Annotated in this window: 17 protein-coding genes and 1 tRNA gene; 9 read left to right on the forward strand and 9 right to left on the reverse strand. The window is 70.0% G+C overall.

Translation table 11 applies throughout. The features are described 5' to 3' along the window. Positions 1 to 44: 44 nt before the first annotated feature. A complete protein-coding gene (locus Q664_RS16615; RefSeq protein WP_043396243.1) occupies positions 45 to 1,094 on the reverse strand; it encodes a coiled-coil domain-containing protein in 1,050 nt (349 codons plus the stop codon). Between the two features lie 282 nt (positions 1,095 to 1,376). Here Q664_RS16615 and Q664_RS16620 point away from each other — a divergent pair, with 282 nt between their 5' ends. Next, positions 1,377 to 2,261, forward strand: a complete 885-nt coding sequence (locus tag Q664_RS16620; protein WP_052518238.1) for a 2-oxo acid dehydrogenase subunit E2 — start codon at positions 1,377 to 1,379, stop codon at positions 2,259 to 2,261. Positions 2,262 to 2,276: 15 nt separating this feature from the next. On the opposite strand, the gene Q664_RS16625 is transcribed toward Q664_RS16620, so the two are convergent. Both Q664_RS16625 and Q664_RS16630 read right to left on the reverse strand, forming a co-directional pair. Beyond that, positions 2,277 to 3,233, reverse strand: coding sequence for a zinc metalloprotease HtpX (locus Q664_RS16625; RefSeq protein ID WP_043395813.1), 957 nt, complete (start codon positions 3,231 to 3,233; stop codon positions 2,277 to 2,279). Positions 3,234 to 3,328: 95 nt separating this feature from the next. Then, positions 3,329 to 3,739 (reverse strand): hypothetical protein, encoded by a 411-nt coding sequence (locus Q664_RS16630; protein ID WP_235216726.1) that lies wholly within the window; start codon positions 3,737 to 3,739, stop codon positions 3,329 to 3,331. A gap of 180 nt (positions 3,740 to 3,919) precedes the next feature. On the opposite strand from Q664_RS16630, the gene fni reads away from it, so the two are divergent. The 5 genes from fni (at position 3,920) to Q664_RS16655 (ending at position 9,444) form a co-directional block, all read left to right on the forward strand. Beyond that, complete coding sequence (gene fni, locus Q664_RS16635) at positions 3,920 to 4,978, forward strand: type 2 isopentenyl-diphosphate Delta-isomerase (RefSeq protein ID WP_043395818.1); 1,059 nt, start codon at positions 3,920 to 3,922, stop codon at positions 4,976 to 4,978. Positions 4,979 to 5,024: 46 nt separating this feature from the next. Then, positions 5,025 to 6,353 carry a hydroxymethylglutaryl-CoA reductase, degradative gene (locus Q664_RS16640; protein ID WP_043395821.1) on the forward strand — a complete coding sequence of 443 codons (1,329 nt, stop codon included), beginning with the start codon at positions 5,025 to 5,027 and terminating at the stop codon, positions 6,351 to 6,353. Between the two features lie 69 nt (positions 6,354 to 6,422). Next, positions 6,423 to 7,376, forward strand: a complete 954-nt coding sequence (gene mvk, locus Q664_RS16645) for a mevalonate kinase (RefSeq protein ID WP_043395824.1) — start codon at positions 6,423 to 6,425, stop codon at positions 7,374 to 7,376. After that, positions 7,373 to 8,365, forward strand: coding sequence for a diphosphomevalonate decarboxylase (gene mvaD, locus Q664_RS16650; RefSeq protein ID WP_043395827.1), 993 nt, complete (start codon positions 7,373 to 7,375; stop codon positions 8,363 to 8,365). The genes mvk and mvaD overlap by 4 nt, the downstream gene beginning before the upstream one ends. Beyond that, positions 8,365 to 9,444, forward strand: coding sequence for a mevalonate kinase family protein (locus tag Q664_RS16655; RefSeq protein WP_043395830.1), 1,080 nt, complete (start codon positions 8,365 to 8,367; stop codon positions 9,442 to 9,444). The genes mvaD and Q664_RS16655 overlap by 1 nt, the downstream gene beginning before the upstream one ends. Before the next feature lie 66 nt (positions 9,445 to 9,510). On the opposite strand, the gene Q664_RS52195 is transcribed toward Q664_RS16655, so the two are convergent. After that, positions 9,511 to 9,852, reverse strand: a complete 342-nt coding sequence (locus Q664_RS52195; RefSeq protein ID WP_052518239.1) for an SPW repeat protein — start codon at positions 9,850 to 9,852, stop codon at positions 9,511 to 9,513. Between the two features lie 153 nt (positions 9,853 to 10,005). Here Q664_RS52195 and Q664_RS16665 point away from each other — a divergent pair, with 153 nt between their 5' ends. After that, the gene (locus Q664_RS16665; RefSeq protein ID WP_152622137.1) at positions 10,006 to 10,896 is read left to right on the forward strand and encodes a DUF4846 domain-containing protein; all 891 of its coding nucleotides are present in this window, start codon (positions 10,006 to 10,008) and stop codon (positions 10,894 to 10,896) included. 130 nt (positions 10,897 to 11,026) lie between these two features. Here Q664_RS16665 and omp85 read toward each other — a convergent pair whose 3' ends face one another. Further along, positions 11,027 to 12,220 carry an Omp85 family outer membrane protein gene (omp85, locus tag Q664_RS16670; RefSeq protein ID WP_043395832.1) on the reverse strand — a complete coding sequence of 398 codons (1,194 nt, stop codon included), beginning with the start codon at positions 12,218 to 12,220 and terminating at the stop codon, positions 11,027 to 11,029. A gap of 167 nt (positions 12,221 to 12,387) precedes the next feature. On the opposite strand from omp85, the gene Q664_RS16675 reads away from it, so the two are divergent. Both Q664_RS16675 and Q664_RS16680 read left to right on the forward strand, forming a co-directional pair. Beyond that, positions 12,388 to 13,998 carry an alkaline phosphatase family protein gene (locus tag Q664_RS16675; protein WP_052518240.1) on the forward strand — a complete coding sequence of 537 codons (1,611 nt, stop codon included), beginning with the start codon at positions 12,388 to 12,390 and terminating at the stop codon, positions 13,996 to 13,998. Further along, a complete protein-coding gene (locus Q664_RS16680) occupies positions 13,995 to 15,077 on the forward strand; it encodes a lysylphosphatidylglycerol synthase transmembrane domain-containing protein (RefSeq protein ID WP_043396266.1) in 1,083 nt (360 codons plus the stop codon). Before Q664_RS16675 ends, Q664_RS16680 begins: the two co-directional genes overlap by 4 nt. 58 nt (positions 15,078 to 15,135) lie before the next feature. Here Q664_RS16680 and Q664_RS16685 read toward each other — a convergent pair. The 4 genes from Q664_RS16685 to hscB all read right to left on the reverse strand — a co-directional run bounded on the left by Q664_RS16685 (position 15,136) and on the right by hscB (position 18,100). After that, a tRNA-Leu gene (locus tag Q664_RS16685) sits at positions 15,136 to 15,219 on the reverse strand. A gap of 94 nt (positions 15,220 to 15,313) precedes the next feature. Further along, on the reverse strand, positions 15,314 to 15,691 hold the full coding sequence (locus tag Q664_RS16690) for a 2Fe-2S iron-sulfur cluster-binding protein (protein ID WP_043395835.1): 378 nt from the start codon (positions 15,689 to 15,691) through the stop codon (positions 15,314 to 15,316). Between the two features lies 1 nt (position 15,692). Continuing rightward, positions 15,693 to 17,537: a Fe-S protein assembly chaperone HscA gene (gene hscA, locus Q664_RS16695; RefSeq protein WP_052518241.1), complete on the reverse strand. Its 1,845-nt coding sequence runs from the start codon at positions 17,535 to 17,537 to the stop codon at positions 15,693 to 15,695. Continuing rightward, complete coding sequence (gene hscB, locus Q664_RS16700) at positions 17,534 to 18,100, reverse strand: Fe-S protein assembly co-chaperone HscB (RefSeq protein WP_043396271.1); 567 nt, start codon at positions 18,098 to 18,100, stop codon at positions 17,534 to 17,536. Before hscB ends, hscA begins: the two co-directional genes overlap by 4 nt. Positions 18,101 to 18,312: the final 212 nt, after the last annotated feature.

Genomic DNA, 18,312 nt, shown 5'->3' on the forward strand with positions numbered 1-18,312 from the left:
GTGGAGAGGGAACTGCCAGGGGAATTGCTGGAGGTGAGTGCGGCTCAGGCGCTCGGCGTCTGGGCCTTCTCGTCCTGCTGGGGCTCGGTCTTCGTCGGCTGCTCACCCGGCGTCGTGGGCTCGCTCGCCGCCGCCACCGCCTGCTGCTGCGCCGCCTCCGCCGTGGCCCGGGCCTGCGCGGCCTCCTCCACCTTCCGGTCGCTCGCCGCCATCTCGTCCGGCGTCAGCTCCGTGCGCTCGGCCAGCATGCCCGTCTTCTTCTCCAGGTCCTTGATCGCCCGGCGCAGCAGATCCCTCTCCAGCAGCGTGCGGTTCAGCCGCTTCTCCAGCGCCTTGTACTTGTCCTTCACCAGCTCCAGCTCGTTCTTGCTGGCCGCGAAGATGCGCTGCTGCGAGTCGGCCCGGCCCTTGATGCGCTTCACCTCGCGCTCCAGCTCGGCCGACCGTCCGCGCTCCTTGTTCGCCGTCTGCTCCAGCCGCTCCATCTTCTCGCGGTCGGCGTCGTTCAACTCCCGGTAGCGGCGCGGGGCCTTCTCCGCGGCGGGCTCGGCGGCGGCGGGCACCACCGTCGTGCTCGCGGACACCACCCGCTCCTCCGGCTGCGCCGGGGCCGACAGCTGCTGCGACGGCGGGGCCGCCACCACCGCGGGAGCCGGAGCGGGCGCTGCGCCACGGCGGCCACCCTTGCCGCCCATCTCCATCTCGGACTTCATGCGGGCGATCTCCGCCTCGGCCTGGGCCAGCTCACCCCGGACCACCTCCAACTGCAGGGACGCGTTGCGCTCCACCTCGGCGCGGGCCTTGGCCAGCTCCTTCTCGCCCTTCTCCCCCTCCTTCTGCTCGTAGAGCTTGCGCTTGGCCTGCTTGAGCTGCTCCTTCACCTCCTGCAGCTGCGTGCGCTGTTCATCGGCCTCCTTGCGCTTGCGATCCAGCTCTGCCTCCAGCTTCGCGCGCGCCTTGGTGTCCGACTCCAGCTCGGCCCGCGCCGTGGGCGAGGACGAGGTGGGGAGTGCCGCGGCCTGCTTCTGGCCGAAGAACACGTAAGCGAGCGTGGCGAGGAAGAGCACCGACACGACGACGAGCAGAACTTCCAACACGGGGGTGACCTCCGGGGACTATGCAAAAAGCGGCGCAGCCTAGCGTCCGGCGGCGGCACGTCAATAGGTCTCGTGCCCGCCCTCCGGCCGTCGGGCCAGGCCCCGCCTCGCCCGTTCCCTGGGGCGGGGTGGGGATCCGCTGCTCAAGTTAGGGGCCAGGGTGCCGGGGTGCCGGGAGTGCTCGGGGGGTGGACCGCGGGGCAGGGGGGCTTTCTCCGGGACCGGGAAAAAATGTAAAGCTGGGGGGCTCGCGCACCGTCCTGGAGGAACCACCGCGTCATGGCTCACCTGGAGCTCATTCCGAAGGAGAACGTTTCCAGTTTCCGCAAGCTGGCCATCGGCAGCTGGAAGACGGCGTACGACCCGACCGTGTACGGGACGATGACGCTGCGCATGGACAAGGCCCTGGCCTACATCGAGGCCTTCCGTGTGAAGACGGGCATCCGGCTCACCGTCACCCACCTGCTCGCCAAGGCCATGGCCGAGGCGCTGCGCCGCTGCCCGGACGCCAACGCCATCCTGCGCTTCAACCGCATCTACCTGCGCAAGCGCATCACCATCTCCACCCTCGTGGTGCAGACGGACGGCGGCAAGGTGGATCTGACCGCGGCGAAGATCGACGACGCGGAGCAGAAGTCCCTCCGGGAGATCGCCGCCGAGCTCGAGGCCGCCGTGCAGAAGGTCCGCCAGCGCAAGGACGAGGCGCTGGAGAAGAGCAAGGGCACCATCCACGCGCTGCCCTACGTCTTCCTCAACTTCTTCACCTGGCTGATCTCCTTCTTCCTGTACACGCTGAACTGGGACATGACGTGGGCGGGCATGCCCCGGGACGCATTCGGCTCGGCCATCATCACCAACGTGGGCTCGCTGGGACTGGACACGGCGTACGTGCCGCTGGTGCCCTACACGCGCGTGCCCATCTTCATCGCCCCGGGCGCCATCAAGGACGCCCCCGTGGTGGAGGACGGCAAGGTGGTGCCCGGCAAGCTGATGAACGTGAACGCCTCGTTCGATCACCGCTTCATCGACGGCTTCCACGCCAGCATCCTCGCCAAGACGTTCCGCGAGATGCTGGAGAACCCCTTCGAGCACTTCGACAAGCTCGACGAGGTGGCCCCCGCGGTGCCGGCGGACGTGAAGCCGCCGGTCTCGGCCGCGGGGTAGTTGCCCGGGCTCCCGTCAAGCCCAGGCCCTGCGCCAGGTCCGGGAGCCCATGCTCGCGCTCATCTCGCGCAGGCGCCGCACCCGCTCGGGGATGGGCGGGTGGGTGGAGAACAGGCCCATGATGGCGCCGCCGGACAGCGGGTTCACGATGAAGAGGTGCGAGGTGGCCGGCGCCCGGTCATAGGGCATCAGCTCCGCGCCACGCTCCAGCTTCATCAGCGCACTCGCCAGCGCATCCGGATCCCCACACAGCTCGGCCCCCGTCGCGTCCGCGCCGTACTCGCGCGAGCGGCTCACCGCCAGTTGCAGCAGCGTGGCGGCGATGGGCGCCACCAGCAGCACGCCCAGGTTGCCCAGCGCGTGCCCCAGCCCGTCCTCGTCGTCATCCCGGCTGAGCAGCGAGCCGCCGAACCAGAAGAGCATCTGCGCCGCGTAGCTGATGACGCCCGCCAGCGTGGCCGCCACCGTGCCGATGAGCGTGTCGCGGTTCTTCACGTGCGCCAGCTCGTGCGCCAGCACGCCCTCCAGCTCCCGCTGATCCAGGATGTCCACGATGCCGGCCGTCACCGCCACCGCGGCGTGCTCCGGGTTGCGGCCCGTGGCGAACGCGTTGGGCGTCCGGGTGGGCAACAGGTACAGCTTCGGCTTGGGCATGCCCGCGCGCGCGGCCAGCCGCTCCACCATCTGGTGCAGCCACGGCGCCTCCGCGTACTCCAGCGGCCGCGCTCCATGCATCGCCAGGGCGATCCGATCGCTGAACCAGTACGAGCCGAAGTTCATCACCACGACGAAGAAGCCCGCGACGACGAGCCCTTGTGGGCCGCCCAGGCGCTCGCCGACGAACAACAGGAGCGCCGTGAGTCCCGCCAGCAGCACCGTCGTCTTCAGCGCGTTGCCCAGCCGGTGTCCCCAGCCGCTTCCACGCACGCCCCCTCGGGGCATCGACGAGCCATACATCCCGCCAGCACTCATGACGTTGCCTTGCCTTTCCTTTCCCCTCTCGGGTACGGGATCAACCTAAGCAGGCGGCGGGGCGCGTCAAACGCACCGGGAAGTCGAGGGCCAGGCTAGAGGTAGAAGCGGTCCACCACGCCCCCGGTCCTCTGGAGGATGGCGCTCCAGCCCACCCATCCATCGATGGGCCCCTTGTCGGCCAGGTGCTCGGCCCCCAGCGCGCCCAGCGAGCCCGTACACCCCTGCACCGTACCCAGCCCGGACTCGCGCACGTGCTCCAGCAATTGCCTCAAGGTAGGGATGCGGCGCGTCTCGAAGCGGTCCGCCACGTCCTCGCGCGGTGGCTCGAAGTCCGGCTCGTCCAGCCGGCCCTCGAGGAAGCGCTCCAGCGCCCACCAGAAGAGGTACACCTCCACCTTCCGGCCCGACGCCACCGCCGCCGCCGCGATGGACAGCCCCTGGTGGACGCGGTCGTAGTCGCCGCTATGCAGGAAGACGACCACCTTGGGCGCCGGAGTACTCACGCCGCCCTCATACCGTCCACCCTCCCACCCGTCCACCCGCACGCATTGTGCGGGTGCGTTGAACAGCCGTGGCTTGCGCCTGCCTGCCCTATCTTGCTAGGGAACCGAGGATATCGGACACTCTCGGCGTTCTTGTAAATTTTCAGGCACATGGTTCCTAAACAGGGCAGGCGGGACGTCATGGGTGAGGAGGCGACGGCGAAGCGCAAGGACGATCACCTCGACCTGTGCGCGACCGGAGACGTCGAGCCAGCGCAGAACAGCACCTTGCTGGAGTGCGTACGGCTGGTTCATTGCGCGATGCCGGAGATGGCCGTGGAGGAGGTGGATCTCTCCACGGAGTTCCTCGGCAAGAAGCTGCGCTACCCGCTGTTGATCACCGGCATGACCGGGGGCACGGAGCGGGCCGGGGTGGTGAACCGGGATCTGGCGCTGCTGGCCGAGCGGCACGGGCTGGCCTTTGGCGTGGGCAGTCAGCGCGCCATGGCGGAGAACCCGCAGGCGGTCGCGACCTATGCGGTGCGGCAGGTGGCGCCCACGCTGCCGCTGCTGGGCAACATCGGCCTGTACCAGGCGGTGGAGCTGGGCGTGGACGGGGTGCGGCGGCTGGCCGAGGCCATTGGCGCGGACGGCATGGCGCTGCACCTCAACGCCGGCCAGGAGCTCACCCAGCCCGAGGGCGATCGCGACTTCCGCGGTGGCTACAAGGTGGTGGAGGGCCTGGTGCGCGCCTTCGGCTCGCGCCTGCTGGTGAAGGAGACGGGGTGTGGCATCGGCCCCGAGGTGGCGCGCCGGCTGGTGGAGCTGGGCGTGCACAACCTGGATGTCTCCGGGCTGGGTGGCACCTCGTGGGTGCGGGTGGAGCAACTGCGCGCCACGGGTGTGCAGGCCCAGGTGGGCGCCGAGTTCTCCAGCTGGGGCATTCCCACGGCGGCGGCCATCGCCACCGTGCGGCGGGCCGTGGGCCCGGACGCCCGGCTGGTGGCCTCGGGTGGACTGCGCACGGGCCTGGACGCGGCCAAGGTGCTCACCCTGGGCGCGGACATCGCCGGCATGGCACTGCCCCTCTTCCGCGCGCAGCAGCAGGGCGGACTGGCGGGGGCCGAGCAGGCACTCGCCACCATCCTCACCAGCTTGAGGCAGGCGCTCGTGCTCACCGGTAGCAGGACGTGCGCGGAGCTCCGCCAGAAGCCCCGGATCATCGTGGGGGAGTTGAAGGACTGGCTCGCGGCACTGTAGGGATTATTCCCGCGGCTCCGAATTGCCTTCCGTAGTGGAGAAACGAATGTCCGAATCGCTGACGTCCCGGTTGTCCGGTTTCCACAAGCTGTCGATGGTCGAGCGCCACGAGAAGCTCTCCCAGATGCTGGGCCTGGACGAGATGGATCTGGCGCAGCTCCAGGGCATCAGCGCGCTGCAGCCGGGCCTGGCGAACAAGATGATCGAGAACGCCGTGGGCACGTTCTCGCTGCCGATGGGTCTGGGGTTGAACCTGCAGATCAACGGCCGCGACTACCTGGTGCCCATGGCGGTGGAGGAGCCGTCCGTGGTGGCGGCGGTGTCCTTCGCGTCGAAGATCGTCCGCGAGGCGGGCGGCTTCACCGCCGAGGCCGATGAGCCGATCATGATCGGCCAGGTGCAGCTCACCCGTTATGGGGACCCCACCGAGGCGACCAAGCGCATCGTCGCCGCCAAGGAGGCGATCCTCGCGCTGGCCAACAGCTTCCACCCGTCCATGGTGAAGCGCGGCGGTGGCTGCAAGGACATCGAGGTGCGTGTGCTCCCGGCCCCGGAAGGGCCGCGCGGTGAGCCGCTGCTCGTGGTCCACCTGATCATCGACACGCAGGAGGCCATGGGGGCCAACCTCATCAACACCATGGCCGAGGGCGTGGCCCCGCTGCTCGAGCAGCTCACCGGCGGCAAGGTGTTCCTGCGCATCCTCTCCAACCTGGCGGATCGCCGGCTGGCGCGCGCCACGTGCCGCATTCCGGTGGAGCTGCTGGCGGACTTCGACATGCCGGGCGAGAGCATCGCCGAGGGCATCTACCAGGCGAGCCGTTTCGCGCTGGCGGATCCCTACCGGGCGGCCACGCACAACAAGGGCATCATGAATGGAATCGACTCGGCGGCCATCGCCGCGGGCCAGGACTGGCGCGCCATCGAGGCGGGTGCGCATGCCTTCGCCTGCCGGGATGGGCAGTACCGGCCGCTGTCGACGTGGCACGTGGAGGACGGCCACCTGATTGGCCGCATCGAGCTGCCCATGGCGCTGGGCATGGTGGGCGGTCCCATCAAGATCCACCCGGGCGTGCAGGTGGCGATGAAGATCCTGCGCGTGGAGTCGGCGCGCGAGCTGTCCATGGTCTTCGCGGCGGTGGGACTGGCGCAGAACTTCGCGGCGGTGCGCGCGCTGGGCTCGGTGGGCATCCAGAAGGGCCACATGGCGATGCACGCGCGGTGCGTGGCGGTGACGGCGGGCGCGCGCGGTGACTGGGTGGAGAAGATCGCCGAGCTGCTGGTGACGGCGGGTCACGTGAAGGTGGAGAAGGCCCGGGAGATCATCGAATCGCTGTCGGAGTCGGACTTCCGCGCGGCCACTGGCACCGACGGGTAAACCATCCTCTCCCACGGGGAGAGGGCCGGGGTGGGGGTCTTCCTCTCGCCCTGGCCATGACAGGACATCATGGATACGAACAACACTTCCTCCCTGACCGGCTTTGGCGCGGGCAAGGTCATCCTCCTGGGCGAGCACAGCGTGGTGTACGGCTACCCGGCGCTCGCGGGCCCGCTGTCTCGCGGCGTGACGGCCAGGGGCGAGCCCTCGAACAAGTGCCAGCTCGTCATTCCGGATGCCCTCATGCCCGAGCAGCGCAAGGTGCTGAAGGCGGCCTTCGCCCGGGCCATGGCGGCGTGCGGCGAGCCCGGGGTGAAGGTGTCGTTCGACACGGATCTGCCGCTGTCCATGGGGCTGGGCAGCTCCGGGGCGCTGTCGGTGGCGTGCTCGCGGGTGCTGCTGCAGGCGGCGGGGCGCAAGGCGTCTGCCTCCGAGGTGGCGGCCGTGGCGTGGGAGATGGAGCAGGAGTTCCACGGGACGCCGTCGGGGGTGGATCACACGACGAGCGCCATGGAGCAGCTCATCCTCTACCGCCGCAAGCCGGGCGCGGAGCAGGGCCGGGCCAAGGTGGTGGAGAGCCCCAAGCCGGTGAAGCTGGTGGTGGTGATGGCGGGTGCGCGCAGCCCGACGAAGCAGACGGTGGGCGCGCTGCGCGAGCGCCAGAAGCGCTGGACCGAGCGCTACCAGCGCATCTTCCGGGAGATCGGCCTGCTGGCGTCCGAGGGCGCCGAGGCGGTGGAGGAGGGTGACCTGGAGGCGCTGGGGGACGTGATGAACGTGAACCACGGCCTGCTCGCGGCGCTGGGCCTGTCCTCGCCGGGCCTGGACGACATGGTGCACCGGCTGCGCAACATGGGCGCGCTGGGCGCCAAGCTCACGGGCGCTGGAGGCGACGGTGGCGCCGTCATCGGCCTCTTCCAGGACACGGGGCCGGTGGTGCACGAGCTGACGCGGCTCGGCATCCGGTGCTTCGACAGCCAGCTCGCGGGTCCGCGCGCCGAGGGCACCCGGGGGGCGGCATGAAGGCCACCGTCCGGGCACACCCCAACCTCGCGCTGGTGAAGTACTGGGGGAAGCGGGATGACGCGCTCATCCTTCCCCACCAGTCGAGCCTCTCGATGACGCTGTCGCCGCTGTCGGTGCGGACGACGGTGGCCTTCGGAACGGGCTCGGCGGACGAGGTGGAACTCAACGGCTACGTGGCCAAGGGCAGCGAGCGCGACCGGGTGCTGCGCGTGCTGGACGCGGTGCGCGCCGAGGCGAAGGGCGCGAAGCTGGGCCCGGCGAAGATGGTGTCGCGCGGGGACTTCCCGGCGTCGGCGGGCCTGGCGAGCAGCGCGGCGGGCTTCGCGGCGCTGGCGGTGGCGGCGCGCGCGGCGGCGGGGCTCCCGGCGGACCCTCAGGCCGCGAGCATGCTGGCCCGGTTGGGCAGTGGCTCGGCGTGCCGCAGCGTGCAGGGCGGCTTCTGCGAGTGGATGCGCGGCGAGCGCCCGGACGGCACGGACAGCTACGCGGTGCAGCGCTTCGACGAGAAGCACTGGCCGGAGCTGCGCATGGTGGTGGCCATCGTCAGCCGCGACGAGAAGGAAGTGAAGTCGCGCGACGGCATGAAGAACGCGGTGGAGACGAGCCCGTACTACCCGGCGTGGGTGAAGGACGCCGAGGTCGAGGTGGTGCGCGCCCGCGAGTACCTCGCGAAGAAGGACCTGCAGGCCCTGGGCGAGATGTGCGAGCGCAACGCGTGGAGGATGCACGCCACGTCGCTCGCGGCGGATCCCCCGCTCTGCTACCTGATGCCGAAGACGCTGGAGCTGATCCACTCGTTGCGCGAGCAGCGGAAGAAGGGCGTGCCGGTGTGGTTCACGCTGGACGCGGGGCCCAACCCCTGCATCCTGACGGACGCGGCGCACGAGCTGGCGGCCGAGGCGGCGGCGATGGCTTGCGGAGCCACCGAGGTGGTGCGGTGCGTGCCGGGCGGTGACGCGACGTTGCTGGCGGAGCACCTCTTCTGATGGAGCGCGCGCTCTCGGCCCCGGGGAAGCTGTTCGTGTCCGGCGAGTACGCCGTGCTGTGGGGCGGCGTGTCGCGCGTGGCGGCGGTGGGCCCGCGGACGGCGGCCCTGGTGCGCCGGCGCTCGGACAGCCTGGTGCACGTGTGCGTGGAGGAGGGGACGCTGTCGGGGCGGACGACGCCTCGGGGCGTGAAGTGGGACCGGGAGGTGCCGCCGGGCTTCTCCTTCGTGGCGCGCACGCTGGACGAGGCGCTGCGGCTGCACGGGCGCGAGTCGGTGGGGTTCGAGCTGGCGGTGTCGCCCTCGGCGGTGGATGCCAACGGGCGCAAGCTGGGCATGGGCGGCAGCGCGTGCGCCACGGTGCTGGCGGCGGACGCGGTGCGCTTCGTGCTGGAGGAGAAGTTCGACGCGCTGAAGGTGGCGCTCGTCTCGCACGCGGCGGCGCAGGGCGGGAAGGGCAGCGGCGGTGACGTGGCCGCGAGCTATGCGGGCGGCGTGGTGCGCTACCGGCGCTACGAGGTATCGGGGCTCATCGAGGCGTCGAGCGCGGGAGGCTATCGCGCGGCGCTGGACGTGGCCCCCACGGTGGATGTGTGGCGGCTGCCGGTGCCCAAGGTGTCCCTGGGGTATGCCTTCACGGGGGAGAGCGCCTCGACGCGGGTGCTCATCTCGCAGGTGGAGGCGAAGATGGGCGAGGCGGGGCGCCGGGCCTTCGTGGAGCGCTCGGACGCGCTGGGGCACGAGATTGAAGTGGGCCTCGGGGGCGGGGAGTTCCGCGCCTTCTCCGAGGCCGTGCGCGAGCAGCACGTGCTGCTCCAGGAGTTGGGCCCGCTGGAGACCGAGCCGATGCACCGGGTGCTGGCGATGGCCTCGGCGTACGGGTGCGTGGGCAAGCAGTCGGGGGCCGGAGGCGGAGACGGGTGCATCCTGTTCGCCCCGGACGCGGAGAAGCGGGCCGCGCTGCTGGAGGGCATCCGCGCGCGGGGCTTCCACACGCTGGAGCTCGACGTGGAGCCCGGTGTGCGCGGCGAGGCCCAGCCGGACACGCGGCTGCGCGCGTGGCTCGACGCCGCACGGTGAGGCTGCTCCCTCTCCCTCTGGGAGAGGGTTGGGGTGAGGGTCTTCGCAACCGGAGTGGACCGTCCCTCACGCGTGCACTTCGCGGCTCGGGCGCAACGAGAGCTGCCCGGCCCGGTGCGCTGGCAGGAGCGACAGGCCGGCCACGGCGAGCCCCACGATGACGTTGTGCGCGGTGGGGAGCAGTTGGTCCCCGTAGCCGAGCACGAACGCCGAGGCGGCGAGCCACAGGCCGAGCGCGGTGTCGACGAAGCGGAAGGCCGGGATGGAGTCGGCCACCAGCACGAAGAGGAAGAGGCAGAGGCCCACGGTGACGGTGTTGGCCCTCGCTTGCGGTGAGTCGAAGCCGAGGATGAGCGGCGCGACCATGAGCCAGAGGGACAACAGGATGTTCGGCCAGCGAGCCCTCATGGGGGCCTCCTTGCGGTGTGAGGTCTGCCCGACAAGGTGGGGCGTGCTCCCTGACGCCAGCAAGACAGGGCACGGGCCGGTCCTGGGACGGACAAGGGAGCGGGACCAGGGCTCGCCGGCCGTGCCCCTGCGGAGCATGATGGGAGGCATCCCATGAGGAACACGTCCCATCACCTGTTGCTGCTCGTGTCGTTCGCCGCCTTCCTGGGGTTCCCGGGAGGAGCGGTGGCGGGTTCCCCCGAGCCTCGTCCACCCACGAAGGAGGAGCGGGCCCGCTACCCGTGGCTCTCCGCGGATCGCTCCATCCGTCCGCTCGCCGAGGCCATTCCGCCTCCGTCCGGCTACACGCGGGTGGCCGTCGAGGACGGCTCCTTCGGGGCGTGGCTGCGGGGACTTCCGCTGCGTCCCGAGGGCTCGCCCGTGCAGGACTTCGGGGGGCAGGACATCCTGGCCGGGGACCATGCCGCCCTCACGGCGGTGGCCGAATTGGATGTGGGCTCGGCCAACCTCCAGCAGTGCGCGGACTCCATCATCCGCCTCCATGCCGAGTGGCAGTGGTCCCGAGGCCAAAAGGAGCGCATCGCCTACCGCTTCACCAGCGGGGACCTGGCCTCCTGGACGCGTTACGCGGCGGGAGATCGCGCCCGGGTCTCCGGTTCCAAGGTGTCGTGGGTGAAGAGCGGGCCGGTGGATGGCTCGCGGGCCTCGTTCCGCGCGTACCTGGACCTGGTCTTCACCTACGCGGGCACGTTGTCCCTGGCCAGCGAGAGACAGCGCCCCAAGCGCGGGGACCTGCGCCCGGGCGACTTCTTCGTGCTGGGGGGCAGCCCGGGGCATGCGGTGCTGGTGCTGGACGTGGCGCGCAACGCGAAGGGCGAGCGGGTGGCGCTGCTCGGCCAGGGTTTCATCCCGGCGCAGGATTTTCATGTGCTGTCGCCGGGAGAGGATGGCCCCTGGTTCTCGCTGGAAGGAGAAGAAGTGGCGACGCCCTTCTGGAAGCCCTTCCCCTGGTCCGCATTGCGCCGATTCCAGGAGCCCAGGTGACAGCTCGGGTGTGAACCCGGGGCGCGTGGCACCCTCACCCCGGGGGGCTTGCCCCCCTTTGAACGACGGGGGGATCCTCTCCCGGCGGGCGAGGGGAAATTGGGACTCGGGTCCTCTGGGGCTTCGAGCTTCAGAACATGTGGCCGAAGTTCAGGTAGATGCGGTGGCGGCCCGTCTCCGGGGACATGGCCCAGTCGAAGCGCACCACCGCGGCTCGCCGCGCCAGCCGCAGACCCGCGCCCACGCCCGGGTGCCACTTCCACCACGGTCCGTTGTCCACCCCCGGGTGCCACACCCGCCCCAGGTCCAGGAAGCCCACGGCCCCCGCGATCACCGGCGCGCCGAACAGGTTGAAGTCGAAGGCCCGGTACCGCAGCTCCGTGTTCGTGAACGCCTTGATGTTGCCCGCGAACCGGTTGCGCTCGATTCCGCGCACGCTGCTCATGCCTCCAATGCCCTCGGAGGTGCTCACGCCACCCGTGTTCACCCACTCGAAGAAGGGCACCTGGCCGAACAGCATGTCCAGCGTCACCCGCTGCGCCAGGATGAAGCGCGGGCCCAGTTGCCAGTAACGCCGCTCGCTCAGCGTCACGCCCGCGTACTGGTAGCGGCTGCCGGTGGCACTGCCCGACACGCGCAGGCTCACTTCCTCCGCACCACCGCGCACCGGGTCCGACTCGTTGTCGCGTGTGTCCCAGATCACGCCCGCGGTGATCTGCCCCGTGGCACCGCCCTGGATGCCCTCGGGCTTGCTCTCCTCCAGCACCGAGGCCTCGAACGGATCCACCGCCGTGTACCGCCACGAGTAGCCCACGTAGGACTGGAAGGGGTGGTTCTCTCCCCAGGGCCGGCCGCGCAGGCGGAACCACGCACCCGGTGAGTTCTTCGTGTAGTTGTATCGCTCCTGCGTCTCGTCGCCGTTGAAGTCCTGCGCGGACACGTTGCCCGCCCCGTAGAAGGGGCTGCGCAGCTCGCGCCGGTACTCCAGGCGGAACTCCAGGCGCATGGGGCCGATGAGCCGCGGCCCGTCGTAGCGCAGGTAGTGGCTCTGCTGGCCCCGGCTGGTGAACATCGCCTGGAGGGAGATGGCGTGCCGGTAGGGGATGTAGCCGGGTGAATACAGGTAGGCGCCGGCCACGCCGCCATACGTGAAGCCCTGGTCCGAGTTGTAGCTCACCAAGGGGATCGCGATGGCGTCGATGCCCTTCTCCTTCTTCGGTGGGAGCACCTCGGCGGCGGAGGCCGAGGGGGTGGCGGGAAGGGCATTGGGCGGGGCAGCTGGGGCGGTGGCCAGCGTCGTCAGCAGCAGCGCGGTCGTGAGCATCACCGCTCAAGGTGCCATGCGAAGAAGGGGAGGGACCATCTCGACGTTCTGGAGCCATGCCCGTCTGGCTGCCCTCCAGCGGACCGCCCCGGAATACCCGGCTCGTGTTCTCCCGCGTGCGCATATCTGGGGCGCATCCTGGTGCTGGGGGGAGGGGAGAAGAGACCGTGAAAGAAGTCATCAACCCGCAGTTGCAGGCGTGGGCTCGAGACTACGTGTGGCGTGTGGGGTCGAAGGTCGGCCCATTGTCGTCTGCACGTCGTCGCAAGTTGCTCGTCGTCCATCTGGACGGCGTGCCCAAGGCCCACCTGGACGAGGCCGTCCGCACCGGGCGGATGCCCTTCTTGTCCAGGCTTGTGACCTCGGGCACCTACGCGTTGGACGGGGCGTTCTGGGGCTCGCCTGCCTCCACGCCCTTCTTCCAGGCGGGCTTCCTCTACGGACTGCGCCATCCCAACCTGCCGGCCTACACCTGGTTCGACCGGGAACTCGGCCGCAAGGTGCAGATGAACACCCCCACGGACACGGTCGCCGTGGAGTCGCGGTTGGGTTGCCGCCCCGGCTCCAGTCTGCTGGCCGGGGGCGGGCACACGTACTTCTCGCTCTTCCAGGCCGACGCCAACAATCGTCTCTGTATGAGCGCGCTGGCCAGCTACAAGGTCATGGTCCGCGGCTTCAAGTACGAGATGGAGGGCATCCTCGCGGCCCGTACGCAGACGCCGTTCTCGTACATTCGCTCGCTCGGGCGCGATGCATGGAACTCCTTCACGGAGATCTACCGCTGGGCCCGCGCGCTCCGCGACTGGCGCCATGAGAGCGGCTTCCTCATGAGCCGCGTCCTGCTGCAGCGGCTCGGGTGGAGCTTCGCGCACACCAAGGCCCTGGTGGACATGGTGCGCGGCGTGCCCGCCGTCTATCTCGTCTACGGCAACTACGACGAGGTGGCCCACCGCCGCGGTCCACGCTCGGAGCAGGCCATGGAGGAGCTGCGGCGCGTGGACGCCTACCTCGCCGAGCTCTACGCCGTGGCCCAGGCGGTGGAGCCGGGCTACGACCTCATCTTCCTCACGGACCACGGCCACGTGGACAGCCACCCCATCGAGCGGCGCGGGGGCCGCCAGCGTCTGGAGGACATCCTCCTGCGTGGCGCGCCGCTGCCCCTGTCCGAGGACATCGCGCGGGCGCTGCTCGACGGCCGCCCACACCCGGTGGATGCGCCCCATGCGCCGCAGGAGCCGGTGGTCATCGAGTCCGGCAACTTCTCCCACGTCTACCTGACGCGCGAGCGCGAGCCGCTCGAGGCCGCGCGGTTGGTGGCACGCCACCCGGAGGTGCTCGCGAGGGCCATGGGCCATCCGGACATCGCCATCGTGGCCATGCGCCGGGGTGACTCGGCGGTGGCCATCATCGGCGGCGGGGTGTACGGGCCGCATGAGATCGACAGCGCGCCGCTGGACGGGGAGTTCTCGCGCCGCGCGGTGGCGGACTTCCTGCGCGAGCTGCCCCACATGCCCACCGCGGGAGACCTGGTCCTCTACGGCCAGGCGGTGTCCAAGGGGGGCACGGTGGGCTTCGCCTGGGAGTTCGGCTCGCACGGCGGTCTCACGCGCACGGAGACGAACAGCGTCATCTGCTGGCCGACGAACCTCCCGGTGGACCTGTCCGGACTCAGCCACGTCACGCAGCTGCACGAGCGGTTGTCCGAGGTGTACCGCGACGGCGCCCGGCTCGTGGTGAGTCCGGAGCGCACGGAGGAGAGGTGGGCGGAGGCGACATGAAGCCGCCGGCGGGCCGGACGTTCCTCAAGGCGGTGGCGGTGGTGGTGGGGGTGGTGCTGTCCGTTGTCCTCATCACCAGCGTCTTCTTCCAGTTGAACCCGCGTGGGGCCGGGCCTCTGCTCGTCCCTCGTTTCCCTCTGGAGAAGCTCATCCGCGACCTGCCGGGCCACCTGCGGTGGCTCATCCCCTTCATGCTGCTCTCCGCGGCCATCATCCCGCTGCGGGCGGTGCAGTGGCAGAGGACGCTGAGCAAACCCGTGCCCCTGCTCGAGCGCTACCACCTGGTGGCCATTGGCGCCTTCACCCACAACGCGGTGCCCGGGAAGCTCGGGGACGTCATGCGCTCGTTCTTGATGTCGCGCACCCAGCGGATTCCGTTCCTCCAGTCCCTGGGCTCGGTGCTGGTGTGCAAGCTGCTGGAGTTCGCCGCGCTGATGGGGCTGTTGGCCGTGTCCTTCCTCGGGCCCTTTGGCGAGACGATGTCCGGGTTCGCCGGCGCGCTGCGGATCGCCGTGGGGGTGTGCGTGGGACTGGTGGTGCTGCTGGTGCTGCTGGCCCACTACGCGCTGCCGCTGGCCCGCTGGTTGGAGCGCAAGCACCGGCTGCCGCGGGCGCGGCACCTGCTGGGGCATGTGTCCGAGGGGCTGGGCACCGCGCGCAGCTTCCGGGGCATGGCCAAGGCGCTGCTCTTCTCCGTGGGGCCGGTGCTGGCACCCGCCCTGGCCTATGGGTTGGCCCTCCGAGCCATCGGTGTGCGCGGAGGCCTCTTCGCCGGTGCCGTCATCCTGGGTGCCATCGCGCTCGGCCAGGCGCCCGGGGTGCCGGCGGGCACGGGCATCTACTTCGGGGTGACGAGCGGGGTGGCGAGAAACCTGCTGGGGGCCACGGCCGAGGACGCGGCGGCCTTCGCCCTCCTCACCTGGCTGGGCACCGTGATGAGCCAGGTGGTGGTGGGCGCGCTCTCCGTCCGCTTCCGGGGCATCCGGCTGAAGGATCTCCGCAAGGGCGGCAGCCTGGCGCGAGAGGCCACCAGCCACGTGGCCCACGAGGCCGTGCAACCCGTCCACACCCCGGGCTGAGGCGGGGGAGTGCGGAAAAAGAAGAAGGCCCCGACTTTTCAGTCGGGGCCTTCTTCAGTGCCCAGGAGAGGACTCGAACCTCCATGCCCTTGCAGGCGCTAGACCCTGAATCTAGTGTGTCTACCAATTCCACCACCTGGGCAGGCGGTGCGTCTCGCTCGGCGGTGCGTTGCGTCGCGTTGACGGGAGCGGTGTATAGATGCCTGAACCGTCCCCGTCAAGCACATGTTTCAACGTCACTTCTTCAGCGGCCATTTCCCTTCGGACTCGAGCCGGCGCCGGACGGCGGGGTTCTCATCCATGTAGGCCGTGAGGGACTCCTCTGTAATCTCCACGGCGATGTCCTCATTCCCCAGCTCGGTCTGGCAGGACAGGCGGGAGTACGGGCGCACGTCGAAGCCCATGTCCAGCCGGTCCATCTCCTGGTCCGTCTGCTCGGAGAGTGACTCGAGGCCCTTGCGCACCCAGATGTGGCAGGTGGAGCAGGCGCAGACCCCGCCGCAGGAGTGACCCACCTGGGCGCCGGCCTTCTCGGCGGCGTCCAGCAGGGTGGTCCCCGTCGACACCTCCACGGTGACGTCTTGCAGGGGGCTCTTGAAGTGGACCTTGGGCACGTCAGAACTCCTCGACCGAATGGCCCGCGACGACCTTCGTCAGGGCCTGGTTCATCACCCGCTCGACGAACGGCTTGCACTGCTCGTCCAGGGCATGGATGGCTTCCTTGAGGGCGTGGTGATCGTTCCCCTGGGCCACCTCGCGCACCTTCGCCATGGCGGCCTCGATGGGAGCCCGCTCACCCTCCGCCAGCAGCTCCCCGTGCTCGCCGAGCTGCCGCGAGGCCTCGGTGAGGACGCGCTCGGCCTCCACCCGCTGCTCGCGCAGCTGGCGCACCTGCACGTCATCCTCGGCGTGGTCGATGGAGTCGAGCAGCATGGTCTCGATCTCCTCGTCCGTGAGCCCGTGGCTGGGCTTCACCGTGATGGACTGGGTGGTGCCGGTGCTCTGCTCCTTCGCCGTGACGGCGAGGATGCCATCCGCGTCCACCTGGAAGCGCACCTCCACGCGGGCCATACCGGCGGGCATGGGAGGAATGCCACTCAGCGTGAAACGGGCGAGGCTGCGGCAGTCCTCCACCAGCTCGCGCTCGCCCTGGAGCACGTGGACGTCCAGGCCCGTCTGCCCGTCCTTGAAGGTGGTGAAGATCTGGGCCGCGGCGGTGGGGATGGTGGAGTTGCGCTGAATCAGCTTCTCCACCAGGCCACCCATCGTCTCCAGGCCGAGCGACAGGGGAATGACGTCCAGCAGGAGCACCTCGTCCTGCCGGTCCACGTTGGTGAGCAGGTCCGCCTGCACCGCCGCCCCGAGGGCCACCACCTGGTCCGGGTCGATGTCACTGAGCGGCTCGCGGCCGAACTGCTCGGCGACGAAGCGGCGCACGGCGGGCACCCGGGTGGCGCCGCCCACGAGGATGACTCCGTCCAGCTCCGAGGCCGTCACGCCCGCATCCTTGAGGGCCCGGCGGCACACCACGCCCGTCTTCTGGACGAACGGGCGGATCCACTCCTCGAAGTCCGAGCGCTTCAGCGCCTGCCGGTGCGAGCCCACGGTGAGCTCCACCTCGGGCGCGTCGGTGAGGGCCTCCTTGGCCTTGCGCGAGGCGGCCAGCACCTCGGCCACCAGGGAGGGGGTGGGGGAGGACTGGCCCATGGCCTCCAGCACACGCTGGGCGATGGCCCGGTCGAAGTCGTCGCCGCCGAGCGCGGAGTCACCCCCGGTGGACTTCACCTCGAAGATGCCGTCCACCAGCTTGAGGATGGAGACGTCGAAGGTGCCGCCGCCGAGGTCGTACACCGCGTAGGTGCCCTGGCTGCCCTTGTCGAGCCCGTAGGCGAGTGCCGCCGCGGTGGGCTCGTTGAGCAGGCGCAGCACCTCGAGGCCCGCGAGCCGGCCCGCGTCCTTGGTGGCCTGGCGCTGGGCGTCGTCGAAGTAGGCGGGCACGGTGATGACGGCCTGCTCCACCCGGCCCGAGAAGTGGCTCTCCGCGCGGCGCTTGAGGGCGCGCAGGATTTCGCCGGACACCTCGATGGGCGTCACCGGCTGGCCACCGGACACCTCGAAGCGCACCACCTTGCCGCCGCTGGCGAACTTGTAGGCCCCCAGCTTGCGCGTCTCCGCGTCCTCCGGGCTGCGGCCCATGAAGCGCTTCACGGAGACGATGGTGTCCGTGGGGTGCTCGGCCGCGAGCGTCTTCGCCCGCGCGCCCACCACCACGCCACCGTCCTTCCCGTAGTGCACCACCGAGGGCAGGAGGTTGGACTCGCCCTCGTCCGCCGCCAGGCACCGGGGCTTGCCCTGGATGACGCTCGCCACCAGCGAGTTCGTCGTTCCCAGGTCGATCCCCACCGCGTACCCCTTGGGCTTGAGGGGATCATGAATCTGCAGGTAGCCGTTCTTGCTCACGACAGCATCTCCTCCTCGAACGTCTCCACCTGCTCGAGGAAGCGCGTGAAGTACCTCACCCGTCCCAGCGCGTGCGACGCCTTTTTCACCGATGACTCGACCGGAGGGCCCTTTTCCAGGGTGCGCAGCGTGTCCACGGCCTCCTGGAGGGCGGCCTTGCGCCGCGTCTCCACGTCCGTGGCCATCTTCCGCGCCCGCTCCACGTCCTTCGCTTCCATCGCCTCGTCGAGCGCCTCGCGCAGCTCCATGACCTCCTCGAGGAACTCGAGAGGCATGTCCTTCTGCGCTCCGGCGTCCTCCCGCTCCAGGTCCACCCCGTGCAGCTTCAACAGGTAGAAGGCCCGCTTCGTCGGGTCCTTGAGCGTCTTCGACGCCTCGTTGAGCGCCGTCGTCTGCTCCAGGGACAGCCGGCGCTCACGCGCGTCCGCCTGCGCGAAGCGGTCCGGGTGCAGCTTCAGCGACAGCTCCCGGTACTGGCGCTCCAGCGCCGCCACGTCCACGTCGTACGTCCGCGGCAGTCCGAAGACGTCGAAGTGGCTCGCTCCCGGTGGCCGGGCCGCGATCTTCCCGCAGTCCGGACAGAACGGGCGTCCCTGCGTGTCCTTCTCACAGTTCCAGCACTTCACTTCGGTGTCCCCCTTCCGGGGCAAAATCAAAGGGCCCGGCTTTCCGCGGCCGAGCCCCCAGTGACTCTCTTGGTCCAGGATTCAACCCGGGATGCTCGATACCCTCACCCCGTCCCTCTCCCGGAGGGCGAGGGGATGTTTCCACGGTG

Source organism: Archangium violaceum Cb vi76 (assembly GCF_000733295.1).
Taxonomy (GTDB): Bacteria; Myxococcota; Myxococcia; order Myxococcales; family Myxococcaceae; genus Archangium; species Archangium violaceum.